General features: G+C 51.9%; 8 protein-coding genes. 1 reads left to right on the top strand and 7 read right to left on the bottom strand.

The window, feature by feature from the left end; all coding sequences use genetic code 11:
- Positions 1-16: 16 nt before the first annotated feature.
- The 7 genes from ACXYMU_RS02465 to ACXYMU_RS02435 form a co-directional block, all read right to left on the bottom strand.
- A complete protein-coding gene (locus tag ACXYMU_RS02465; protein ID WP_458984757.1) occupies positions 17-3,478 on the bottom strand; it encodes a SusC/RagA family TonB-linked outer membrane protein in 3,462 nt (1,153 codons plus the stop codon).
- 145 nt (positions 3,479-3,623) lie between these two features.
- Positions 3,624-4,631, bottom strand: a complete 1,008-nt coding sequence (locus tag ACXYMU_RS02460; protein WP_458984756.1) for a FecR family protein — start codon at positions 4,629-4,631, stop codon at positions 3,624-3,626.
- Positions 4,632-4,974: 343 nt separating this feature from the next.
- Positions 4,975-6,696, bottom strand: a complete 1,722-nt coding sequence (locus ACXYMU_RS02455; RefSeq protein ID WP_458984755.1) for an IlvD/Edd family dehydratase — start codon at positions 6,694-6,696, stop codon at positions 4,975-4,977.
- Between the two features lie 49 nt (positions 6,697-6,745).
- A complete protein-coding gene (locus tag ACXYMU_RS02450; RefSeq protein WP_458984754.1) occupies positions 6,746-8,326 on the bottom strand; it encodes an aldehyde dehydrogenase (NADP(+)) in 1,581 nt (526 codons plus the stop codon).
- A gap of 72 nt (positions 8,327-8,398) precedes the next feature.
- On the bottom strand, positions 8,399-9,235 hold the full coding sequence (locus tag ACXYMU_RS02445) for a fumarylacetoacetate hydrolase family protein (RefSeq protein WP_458984753.1): 837 nt from the start codon (positions 9,233-9,235) through the stop codon (positions 8,399-8,401).
- 39 nt (positions 9,236-9,274) lie between these two features.
- Complete coding sequence (locus ACXYMU_RS02440) at positions 9,275-10,606, bottom strand: GntP family permease (RefSeq protein ID WP_458984752.1); 1,332 nt, start codon at positions 10,604-10,606, stop codon at positions 9,275-9,277.
- 48 nt (positions 10,607-10,654) lie between these two features.
- Positions 10,655-11,536, bottom strand: a complete 882-nt coding sequence (locus ACXYMU_RS02435) for an NHL repeat-containing protein (protein WP_458984751.1) — start codon at positions 11,534-11,536, stop codon at positions 10,655-10,657.
- A gap of 668 nt (positions 11,537-12,204) precedes the next feature.
- On the opposite strand from ACXYMU_RS02435, the gene ACXYMU_RS02430 reads away from it, so the two are divergent.
- The gene (locus ACXYMU_RS02430; RefSeq protein ID WP_458984750.1) at positions 12,205-12,804 is read left to right on the top strand and encodes an RNA polymerase sigma factor; all 600 of its coding nucleotides are present in this window, start codon (positions 12,205-12,207) and stop codon (positions 12,802-12,804) included.
- The last annotated feature ends 18 nt before the right edge of the window (positions 12,805-12,822 follow it).

Below are 12,822 nucleotides of genomic sequence, written 5' to 3'. Positions count from 1 at the left end.
TTGCGCTTAGTTGACGTTATAATTTAATATTTACATTCACACCATAACTTCGTGTAGTAGGAAGGGAGTGGCCTTCAAGCCCTGCCAGGTTATCGGAAGCAGAAAATTGAGATTCCGGATCAAGGTTGTCAACGAACTTCTTAATCATCAGCACATTGTTGACATAGGCATTGATGTTAAGCCCCTTGATGAAGGTGTTGCTCAGCAGTTTGGTGAGGTCATACCCCAGAGAGGCAGTCCGCCACCGCACAAAACTTGCATCATATACAAAAGGGGTGGCAATACTGAAACTGCGGACGCCGTTGTAGAATCTTCCCGGCAGTACGGCCGTTGTATTCGGGTCTCCTTCCGGTGTTACGCTTGGATATATAACTCCTTCCTCGCGTCCGTATAAGGTCTCCTTGTGCAGGCCGTGGCGGTACCAGTTGAAGTTGGAATTAGAGATCATCTTATGGCCTGCTTTAAAGTCAATCTGTGTGAAGAAGCGGAAACCTTTGAAGTTTATGGTGTTAAGCCACCCTCCTGTATGGGTTGGTATAGCGCTGCCGTAGGTAATAATATTTCCTCCTAACATATTACCGTTAGAGGTCACAACTTGTCCTGTCGCTTCATTGCGTCTGAAATCAACACCACGCAACGAGCCCAGCGGCATGCCGACTTCGTGCGACACAATGCCAATGAACTCGCCTGTTCCCACATCGATCCGTTGCTGGTTGTTGGCCAGTTCCAGCACCTCGCTCTGGTTGTAGGTCAGGTTAAAGGCAGTTTCCCAGGTAAGGTTACTGTTAGTTATCGGCATGAAGCCCAGTAACATTTCCACCCCCTGGTTTCTCAGCCTTCCCACGTTCACTTTTGTCTGTCCAAAACCTGATGCGTTAGAGATATCCACGTTCAGGATCTCATCTTCTGTGTTCTTGCGGTAAGCTGCCAAATCAAGGTTTACCCGGCTGTTAAACAACTTTAACTCTAACCCCACTTCAGCTTCTTTCACTTTCAGAGGTCTCAGATTTGGGTTTGGGCTCACCGAACCGGCAATATTCCCTAATGGTATACCATTCAGGGTCTGGTTGTTAAGTGAATAGAACAGTTGGTTGGTATAAGGATCCGTGTCTCCCCCTACCTCAGCGTAAGCGGCTCTTAGTTTTCCAAAGTTGATCCAAGTTGGTAACGAATTGGCAAAAGCCTGGCTGAACACAAAGCTGGTGCTTACCGATGGATACAGGTAACTGTTTGACTTAGGGTTCAGGGTAGAGAACCAGTCGTTACGGCCTGTAACAGTTAAAAACAGGTATTCGCGGAAGCCAAAATCCACTGTACCGTACAAGGAGTTTACTTTCTTCCTGTAGTAATTAAAACCAGGATTTTTTATTTGTCCGTTGTTGATGGTATACAGATCCCGAACATAAAAATTTTCCACAGAGGTGCTTAGTGTCTGGCCTGTCTGGTCCATGGAGTTCCCACCGATTGTCGCGTCAATGCTAAAATCACCAAACGCATGGTTTGCCCCAACCAGGAAATCGAGATTGAGCTCCCGGAAATTCTCTGAATCCTGGTAATAATTACCATTGAAGCCTGAAGTAGCAGGAGGTAAAAAAGCAGTACCGGTCGGGCGGTTCACCTCATGGTTTACGCTAAAATAATCTTGCCCCACGCGGCCTTGGGCATAAAGCCACGGCGTTAACTCATACCGTAGCGACACATTACCGAAAAGGCGGTCACGCTTACGGTTTTCAAAACGCTCATTCATCGACCAGTACATGTTGGTGCGGTTTGTAAAACGGGCAGGATTGATCTCGTTACCGGTGACCGGGTCTTTGTAGGCTGTCTCCATCCACCTCGGGTCTATGCTGTTAGCCAGGGTGTAGAGGGTTGAGTTTATGTTAAAGTCCTGCTGCGAAACAACAGGAGGGTTGATGTTGTCCTCATTAGAATAGTTGGCGTTTACCTGCGTGGAGAGCTTATCAGACAATTTGTAAGTCAATCCCAAGTTCACAGATTTCCTGGTAAAGCTTGAGTTTGGCACAATGCTCTTGGCATCTGTGTCGGAGAAGGAGACACGAAAGCTTCCTCTGTCATTACCACCGGCTAAGGCAACGCTGTTCTGCAACATCAGGCCAGTGCGATAAAAGGCATCGGTGCGGTCTTTGAAAGGCGAATACGGATGCTGCTGGCCATCTACCTGCCACGTTGGCTGCCCATCAAAGCGCTCACCAAAGCTCCAGACACCAGACGAGCGGGCCTCCCCAACGCTTTGCGGCCTCTTACCACCCTCACCCTGACCATATTCATACTGGAAGTCTGTGAAGTCAAGTGCCTGGTCGGCCTGCACAGTAGAAGAAAGGGTGACGCCAATACCTGTCTGGTTTGTGCCAGATTTTGTAGTGATGATAATGGCACCGTCTTTTGCCCGGAAACCATACAATGCAGCAGCAGCGGCTCCCTTCAGAACTGTCATGGATTCAATATCCTCCGGGTTTATGCTCTGCATACCATCACCGGTGTCTGACATTGCCTCTCCGGCAAATCCATCGCCTGCGCCATTTCCACGACCATTAGCTTTATTATTAATCGGGACGCCGTTCACAACGATCAATGGAGAGTTGTTGCCCCCAAAAGAAGACTGGCCCCGAATCCGGATCTTGGAGGAACCGCCTGGCCCGGTTGGCGGTGCCTGCACGTTTACCCCAGAAACTTTTCCGACAAGGTTATTACCGACATTGGTTGACCGGCTACTCAAAAGGGCTTCCGTATCTACTGTAGCCGTTGCATAGCCCAGCTTTTTAGCTTCTCTTTTAATGCCCAACGCAGTGACCACCACTTCCTCTAGGGCCTGCGTATTTTCGCCAAGTACAACATTCAGTTTGCTTTGGCTACCTACGGTTATCTCTTTTGTAGTAAATCCGATATAGGAAAAAACAAGAACATCCTTTGGGGAAGCGGCAATGGTGAAACTCCCGTCTGCGTCTGTTACGGTGCCTTTGCTAGTGCCTCTTACTGCGATACTTACCCCTGGCAATCCTATGCCGCTATTGCCTGTAACACGGCCTGTAATTGGGGGCTGTGTTTGCGCACTCAACCGGTTAGCTGGCACACTGAAAGATGCTGGTGCGCCTGACTTGGCAAGCCTTATATGAATATTGTTATTGATTAGCTTAAACTCCAAGCCCGTCTCAGAAGCCACTCGGTCCAGCACTTTGCTGAGCGGCTCGTTTCTGGCGTTTACCGATAGTACCTTTTTCCCCGATACTTCTCTCTCATCGAAAGTAAATCGGAAAGGCGTTTGCATTTCCACGCTCTTGATAAAATCCTGAAGGGAACCCTCTTTCAGCAAGAGCGTCACCTTTTCACTCTGCATATCAGGCAATGGGGTGTCAATTCCAACTGCGGATACGTAAAGGTTGGTAAGCATCAGCACCAGCGTTGCTACCAGCGTCCTTGTTACCCCACCTTTTAATAGGTAGTAAAAATTGTTTTTCATAAATTTGAAATGTTTAATATGATTGAAATCGTTAAACAAACCCCTCTAAAAGAAAATGCGTCAACAGATTTCTTCGGAGGGAATCTAAAGCCAGCTTTATCCAAAGGCTGGCTTTTTTTCATTCCTTTGCGTAGCCCATATTATTTCATGATTGGTTAAATTCTATTTTGACTTTCTTGTTTATCCGTTTGTAGGTGAAGCCTTTCACGAAACCGATACCCTCGAGCACTTTGTCCAGTGACTCGTTATCGTAAACCCCAGTGTAGTCCCAAGCTTTGCCAGGCTTGCCCTTAGCCTCTACCGCTATCTCCACCCCATACCACTGCTCTAACTTGTGTACCACTTCGTCCATATCGGCGCTGCGAAAGGTCAGCAGGCCTTCCTTCCAGCCCAAGACCTCAGCCCGGTCAAAGGGAGCCACAGCAAACTCTTGTGATACCCCATAATAAGTGAGTTGAAGGCCCGGCGTAAGTTTACCCAGGAGCTTTTCGCTACCCTTTTCTTCTTTCCGGTCTATCTTAACCACCCCCGAAGCCAGCGATATAGCAATTGCCGCCTCGCCTGGTATATGCCGAATATTGAAGGATGTGCCTAGGGCCTGGGTGGAGATTGCGCCGGTTTGCACGATGAAAGGGCGGCGGCGATCCTTGGCTACTTCGAAAAAAGCTTCCCCCTGTAAGTCGATCTCGCGCTTTCTGTCACTGAAGCCCTTTCTGAAAGTCACCCGGCTGCCCGCGTGGAGGTGCACCACTGAGCCGTCGGGCAGGTAAATTAGCTTGCGCACACCCGGGGCGGCCTCTACTGACACATAAGCGGCAGGTGCAGGGCGCAAGGCATAGAGCGCCAGCCCAGCCAGCAGGCAGAGCGGCAGCAGCACGGCCGCAACCTTCAGCCAGCGTTGCGGCTGAGCCTGCAGTCTTATGACAGGTGTTTCGGGGGCTTGCGGCAGCGGCAACGCTGCTTTAATGCGGCCCAGCAGGGCTTCGGCATCGTGGGCAAGCTCAGGACTTTCGGCTTCCTCGTGCCACAGCGCGTGGAGGTCCTGTTCCTGCCCCGGCTTTATGTTTCTGGATCGGAACCAGCGCAGCACCGCCTGCACCTCTTCTGGAGTGCATTCCCCTTTGTAGTAACGATCAAGCAAGCTTTGGTTCATTGATATTAATGTGTGTTTATATATAGATTACACATAACCAAAGCGATGCACCACCTCTATTATAAAAATAATTAAGCACTCACTTTTAAGCCTCGTTATTATATGTGCGTGGCCCATGAACAGTATACCAGAAAGGTTGCTCTTTAACCCTTCAGTAGTTGCGACAGCCTTATAACTTTAAATGCAGGGTAACATGAAGGGTGCGTAAAAGCTGCAAAACAGGCAGCAATAGCTATAAGGATCAATCCGCGTAAGCCAAAAAAAAGCTGCCTTCATACACAGGCATGTATAAAGGCAGCTTTTGATAAAAGAGATGAATATAAAATTGAAGCCTATGCTATCCTTAATGTAAATCTCTGGCAACCTCTGAGCCGGAGCCGCCACGCAGCACATCGAAATCCGCGCCAAGGTGTGCCTGCTGCACATGATCGATATATATTTTCACGTATCCTCGTGTGGCCATAGGTGCAGGAGCTACCCAGGCAGCTCTACGAAACTCAAGCTCTTCTTCACTGACATCCAAGTGCAGCCTTCGGTTTTTTACGTCCAGTTCAATCATGTCGCCGTTCTGCACCAAAGCCAGGGTACCGCCCACGGCAGACTCAGGAGACACGTGCAACACGACAGTACCGGCGGCGGTACCGCTCATCCTGCCATCAGAGATACGCACCATGTCACGAATGCCTTTGCGCAGAATTTTTTCAGGAAGATCCACGTTGCCAACTTCCGGCATACCGGGGTATCCTTTCGGCCCCACGCCCTTCAGCACAATTACGCAGGTTTCGTCAATGTCCAGGTCCGGGTCATCGATGCGCTGGTGATACTCCTCGATGGTCTCGAACACTACCGCACGGCCCCGATGCTTCATCAGTTCCGGTGAAGCAGCAGACGGTTTAATGATGGCTCCCTGCTCACAGAGATTGCCTTTAAGTACGGCAATTCCTGACTCTTGCTGGAAAGGCTTCTCCACAGTACCAATGACGTCGTCGTTATAGCAGGCTGCTTCGCTGTAACTGTCACTTATTAGCCGTCCGTTCACTGTTATTACCTCATTGTGCAGGTATTGTTGAATTTCTTTCAGCACCACAGGCAAGCCGCCCGCATAGTAAAAGTCCTCCATCAGGTATTTACCAGAAGGCTTCAGATTGAGCAACAAAGGAATCCTGCTGCCTATGGTATCGAAATCTTCCAGGCTTAACTCCACCCCTAAGCGTCCGGCAATGGCCAGCAGGTGTATGATAAAGTTAGTCGAGCCGCCCACGGCCGCGTTCACCACGATGGCGTTTTCAAAGGCTTTCCGAGTAAGTATTTTTGACAGGGTGAGGTCTTCTCTCACCATCTCCACAATCCTCCTGCCCGACAGTTGCGCCATCACTTTCTTGCGCGAGTCTACGGCAGGTATGGCCGCCGCCCCCGGGAGCGTCAGCCCGAGCGCCTCCACCATACAGGCCATCGTAGAGGCTGTGCCCATGGTCATGCAGTGTCCCTGGCTCCGGGCCGCCCCGATTTCCATGGCGTGGATGTCAGCATCCGAGTAATTGGCTACTTTCTGTTTCTCCTTGATCAGCCAGTTGAAGGACCCGGAACCCACGCACTCGCCCTTATACCTGCCGTTCAGCATGGGCCCGCCGGGCACCACAATGGTGGGCAAATCAACGCTGCAGGCGCCCATCAGGGTAGAGGGCGTGGTTTTGTCGCAACCCGTCAGCAGCACAACGCCATCGAGGGGGTTGGCACGGATAGACTCCTCGGTATCCATGGCCGCCAGGTTCCGGAAGAGCATGGTGGTCGGCCGCATGATGGTTTCGCCCAGTGAGGTGACCGGAAACTCCAGCGGAAAACCGCCCGCCTCCACGACCCCTCGTTTTACCACTTCCGCGAAATCGCGGAGGTGGCCGTTGCAGGGCGTCAACTCCGACCAGGTGTTGCATATCCCAATCACAGGCCTTCCCTGGAAGTAGTCGTCCGGATAGCCTTGGTTCCGCAGCCAGGAGCGGTGCACGAAACTCATTTTATCAGACTTACCAAACCAATCGTAGCTTCTTAATTTTTTGTCAGTAGACATATCAGCAAAGTATGAACAACAGTAAAAGGAAAAGGGTATAGCCTTTATCTTATTTCTTCTCGTAGGCGCCGTTCACCAGTCGCCAGATATCCAGCGGGTTGCCGTCTTTCAGGGCATCCGGCAGCAGCGCCATCGGGAAAGACTGGTAGCAAACCGGCCGGGCGAAGCGCACGATGGCCGCCGCGCCCACCGAGGTTGTCCGGCTATCGGTAGTGGCGGGGTATGGCCCGCCGTGCACCATGGCATAGCCCACCTCCACACCCGTGGGGTACCCGTTGATGATCAGCCGGCCGGCCTTTTGCTCCAGCATGCCGATCAGGTCCTGGTTCTCCAGCAGGTCTTCCTCAGTGCCATGTATGGTAATGGTCAGGTGGCCTCTCAGCTGCTTGGCTGCCTCCAGCAACTCAGCTTTGTCGTCGGCGGTCACGGCCAGCGTAGACGGCCCGAACACTTCTTCTTCCAGCGATTCGTTTTGTAGGAAAGACCGGGCAGAGGTGTGCAGCAGATAAGCCGTGCCATGGCAGGCGGTGGCGCCTGCCATGCCTTGTGCCAGCACCTCCACGCCAGCAATGCTGCGTAGCTTTTCAACGCCTTTTTCATAGTTGCTCCGGATGCCCGGGGTCAGCATCACGCCGCCGCCCAGCTCTCCCATGCTCTCCGCCAGCAACTGCCTGAACTGCGCCTCGTCCGTTGACTTTTGCAGCATGACAAGGCCGGGAGATGTGCAGAACTGCCCCACGCCCATTGCCACCGATGCAGCCAGGTCGTTGGCAATGCTCTCCTTCTTCTCCTTCAAGGCGCGCGGCAGAATGATCACCGGGTTGGTACTACCCATTTCGGCATACACCGGTATGGGCTCTTCGCGCTTGTTGGCTTCATCAAACAGCGCTTTGCCTCCGCGGAAAGAGCCTGTAAACCCGATCGCTTTGATAAGCGGATGCCGCACAATCGCCTGCCCAACCTGGGTTGAAGCGCCCTGCACCATCGAGAAAGTGCCTTCCGGCATGTCGCATTTTTCGATGGCCCGCTGTATGGCCATCCCCACTAGCTCTGATGTGCCGGGGTGTGCCTGATGCGCTTTTACGACCACCGTGCAGCCCGCGGCCAGCGCTGAGGCCGTATCGCCCCCTGCCACCGAGAAAGCCAGCGGAAAGTTGCTCGCCCCGAAAACCCCCACCGGGCCGAGCGGCTGCAGCATACTCCTGATATCGGCTTTCGGGATGGGTTTGCGCTCCGGATCAGCAGTGTCCACGCGGGCATCCACCCAGGAGCCTTCGCGCAGCAGTTGCGCAAAAAGCTTCAGTTGGTTCACCGTTCTGCCGCGCTCGCCTGTCAGGCGTGCTTCCGGCAGGCCTGTTTCGTCCATGCAGCGTGCAAGCAGCCCATCACCGATGGCCATGATCTCGTCGGCAATCGTTTCGAGCAGTGTTGCTTTCTGTTCGCCGGACTTGGTGCGGTATACCTGAAAAGCCGCTGCGGCCTTTTGCACGGCCTCATCAATTTCCTGCGGACTGGCTTCGGTAAAACCAGGCGCTATCTCTTCACCGTTTGCCGGGTTCACAGCGAAGAAAGTCTCTTCGCCTGCTGCCACCAATGCGCGGCCAATAATATTTTTGCCTGTTAGTTCCATGTATTTTTTCACGTTAAAAAACTTCACAATCTGAGTGCATCAGCACTTACTTAAATAATTGCCCGGGGATCGCTAGCTTACAAAATTCACCAGGGTGCCGATCGGCTCGATTGTGATCCTGATCTCATCTCCCTGCCGCAAAGTGAACTCCTTTTCGGGCACAATGCCGGTGCCGGTCATCAGCAGGCTGCCGTGCGGGAAACTGCACTCGCGGTATAAGAACGACACCAGCTCCTGCGGGGTGCGCTTCATCTCCGAAATCTCTATGTTGCCTTCAAACACGATGCTGCCATGCCGGCTAATCGTCATCTGTATACTTGTGTTGGCGGGCAGTGGCTCCTGCGTCACATACACGCAGGGGCCAACGGCGGCGCAGGCATCGTAGGTTTTGGCCTGCGGCAGGTAAAGCGGGTTCTCGCCTTCGATGCTGCGCGAGCTCATGTCGTTGCCGATGGTATACCCGATGATTTTACCCGACGAGGTAATCACCAGCGTCAGCTCGGGCTCGGGCACATCCCAGGTAGAGTCTTTGCGGATGTTCACTTTGCCGCCCGGCCCCACCGTCCGGTGGGCGGTGGCTTTGAAAAAGAGCTCCGGCCTGTCGGCATCGTATACCTTGGCGTAAAACTCCTTGCCGCCGCTCTCCTTCGACTCTTCCTGCCGGCCTACTTTGCTGCGGTTGTAGGTCACCCCGCTTGCCCATATCTCCTGGCTCATTACCGGCGCCAGCAGTTCTTTCTCCAGCCATGCCGCTGCGCCTGGCTCCGGCGCGGTGCTTTCGGTAATGTGCAGCATTTTTTCGTAGAGCTGCTCGTCGTTCAGAAAATCATCCCATTCCTGATCCCTCACAGGGTAAAGCGCTTCTTCTTTTTCGATGACAAGTCCTTGCTGCGTTCTGTATAATTTCATGAGAATTTTATTTGTTTCAAAATTAAACTTGGTTGAATATCAGGTAAAAAGCAGGTAGCTGAGGTATAGGAAAAACGCCGCCGACAGCCCCAGCACCAAAGTGCCCGTGGTATAGAGCCTATACCCTGTCTTCACCTTCATACCCGACATCTGGGTGACGACCCAGAAAAAACTGTCGTTGGCGTGCGACACCACGGCCGAGCCCGCCCCGATGGCAATCACCACCATGGCCTTCTCCATTTCAGACACAAAGCCAAGCGAGGGCATCATCGGCAACAGGATAGAGGCCGTGGTGATCAAGGCCACCGTGGAAGAGCCCTGGGCGGTTTTGATGGCGGCGGCCAGCAGAAAAGGCAGCCAGATGCTCAGGTTTATCCCCGCCAGCGTCTCGCCCAGCGTAGCGGCAATGCCGGAGTTCTGCAGGATCTTCCCGAAAATGCCGCCTGCCCCGGTGATCAGGATGACAGAGGCCGCATCGCGCAGGGCATTGCCCACCCAGCCTTGCGCCGACAACATTTCGGGCTTCAGCTTTTTAGGGAGAATCAGGGAGAGGAAAGCGCCGATACACAAAGCCACCACCGGCTCCCCGAGAAACGAAACCAGGGCGGAAGCCTGCGGATGGAAAAAGTGATCGAAGTTCTGGACAGAGGATTTCGCGACGATCAGCAGAATAGGAACCAGTACCGGCACCGACGACTTCAAGGCACCGGGCGCATCTTTCAGCAGCAGTTTGATTTCCTCGTCGGTGGTTTGCGGATTGGGGTCGATATGGGTTTTGGCGGCATAGGCCGTGGCATACCAGACACCCACCGCCAGCGCCAGCGCGCTGATCGGCAAGCCCAGCAACATCACCAGCCCGAGGTCGGCGTTTAAAATTCCCGCCGCCGCTATTGGGCCCGGCGTGGGCGGCACCAGGGTATGCGTGGCGGTGAGGCCAAGGCCCAGCGCAACGGCGGGCCCGGCCAGCGAAATGCCTGCCTTCTTAGACAAGCTCCTGTTCAGCGGCGCGACGAGCAGAAAACCGCTGTCGGCATACACCGGTATGGAAACGAAGTAGCCGATGATGCCCATGGCCGCCGTCACCCGCTTCTGCCCGACCACCCGCAGCACTTTCTCGGCCAGGGCGTACGCGCCTCCCGAGTTCTCCAGAAAAGCCCCGATGATCACCCCGAAGATGATGATCAGGCCAATTTTGCCCAGCGTCTCGCCAAAGCCCTCGTTCACGGATTTAACAATTGTCGCCAGCGGCATACCCGTCAGCACCCCGTAGAGCACCGCCACCAGAAACAGGGCGATGAAAGGGTGCACCTGCAGGCGCGTTGTCAGAAGAATAATCAGTACGACGCTTAAAAGCAGAAGGGCGACTGCCATAGAGGGCTGTTTTGTTATAGGGTTTACTGAACCGGGAGTGGGACTGCCTTATTTTTTCGGTTTCACCTGGTAGGCGACCACCTTGTTGGCAAAGAAGGTAGGCACCAGCAACAGCTTCTGGGCAGGAATGTAGGCGATGTCGGCGGCGTTTACTTTGTCCGCTTTGGTATCCAGCAGCTTCTCGACTTTGCCATCGGCTGTCACGTAATGGATCTCGCCGTTCCAGTTGGAGATGATAAAGTCATCGCCATAGGGCACGATGCCATCCCCACCCACCAGGCCGCTTGCGATTTCCCTGAGCTCTTTGCTTGCCTTGTCTACCTCATAGAAAATTCCGGCGTTCATGTCGACCATATAGAACCTGTTGTTGTGCGCCAGCAAGCCGTTGGGTTTTTGAAAGTGAGCCTTCTCGAGCCATACCTCCGCCTGGTTGTTGTTTAGCCTGTATACCCGCTTATTATCGAAGTCCGACACATACACCACGCCCTCATCGTCCACCGTGATGTCGTTCAGCATCCCTGCGTCTTGCACCGCAATGGTGCGTACCACCTTGCCTGTGTTGGTGTCGATCACGACCACGTTGGTCAGGTCGGCCACATAGAGCAGGCCGTTCGAGAGCCCCAGGCCCTTGGGCGAGTCCATACCTCCCACTACCCACTCCACGTCCTGCACCTTGCCCGATAGCGACACACGCCCGATAGAACCGTTGCCATCCTTGCCGGCAGCCGGATCGTTGATGTTGGACACATAAAGCACTTTTTTGGCCGGATCATACAGTACCGATTCCGGCTCTTTCAGAGTGGCGGTGGTTTCCCATTTCTTTTCCAGCGTTAAATTTTGCAGTGATTCTGAGCCTCTTACACAGCCTGACAACACAAGAACCACTGCTGAGAAGCTATAGATCACTGTCTGTTTTATGTTTATAATCATATGATTGGTTGTTATCGGCTTTGAATAATCTTATTAAAAGCAACTACACACAAAAAATTCACTTTGCCTTCGCGATGAACTAAGCGCTCTGTTCGCAGTCTTGCATTAGCCGTTTATTTGTTTCATCTAACATTCCTACTCTACCTAAATTGGTGCCTGAACAATACCCTCCGTAATTCTGTACAAAACCATGAAACGCAGAAGTAATCATTACTATTTACACCAACCTAACAGAAGCTATATCGCTCTGCTATCGGGAGAGTTTTCCACGCTACCACTGAAAGATTTTGAAGTCAGCACTAATCGTAATGGGCGAAACCATTCAGGGCAGCACCAATAAGAGTTATACAATGTATACCGCGATATTTTACGGGATTTAAAACCTGGCAATGCTAATTTTAACATATTAATCAGCTAACATGTAATACTCATAATTTTTATCCACCGTAAACGCTTCTATCAGCTTCCCTTCAACAAGTCATTTCCAGTTATTATACTATGGTATATCTATTACACTTAAAAGCAGTGTTGCACCACCTCTTATAAAAAAATAATTAAGCACTCACTTTTGTATTTAGATTTTTAAGCTTTACATTTAGTCATGAAATAAACCACTATGGCTCAGATCTCGAGCCTCATTAACTTCACTTCAGTCCGCAAACTATATCATGAAGTTAGGAAGCACTATTTGTTTAATCAGCACCATAGAGGCACTCAAGGCAGGAAACGTGTCTGCATTCGAAGATCTGTACCGCCTTTTTGAACCAAAGCTCTATGCTTTTGCCCTACGCCTTGTCCGAAGCAGAGAGGACGCGGAGGAAATTGTGCAGGAAGTTTTTTTGAAGGTATGGGAGGCACGGCACTTACTAGAGTCAGACCAGAACATAGACGGTTACCTGTTCAGCATCGCTAAGCATCTTGTCTATAACAAAGCAAGGAGAAAAGCATACGAATTCGCCTTCGCCCAATACATTGCCGTAGTAGGCGAGCGCACAAGGTGCTTCACAGAACAGATGGTAGAATACAAAGACCTAACCAAGCTGCTGGAAGATGCATATGACACATTACCTCCTGTAAGGCGACAAGTTTTTGTAATGAGTCGTGTTGAGGGAAAGAGCAACAGCGAAATTGCTCAGCTATTAAACACCAGCAATAGCAACATTGAAAACCACCTGCATAAAGCGCTAAAGACAATCAAGCAAAAATTTAAGGGTTACGAAATGGTATATGCCTTTTATCTGATTTGCCTGTCGCGAGGCTTATTTTAAAGCAGCCCTATCGATATT

The organism is Pontibacter sp. CAU 1760 (genome assembly GCF_054482735.1).
This window is presented reverse-complemented; position numbering and strand designations above follow the sequence as displayed.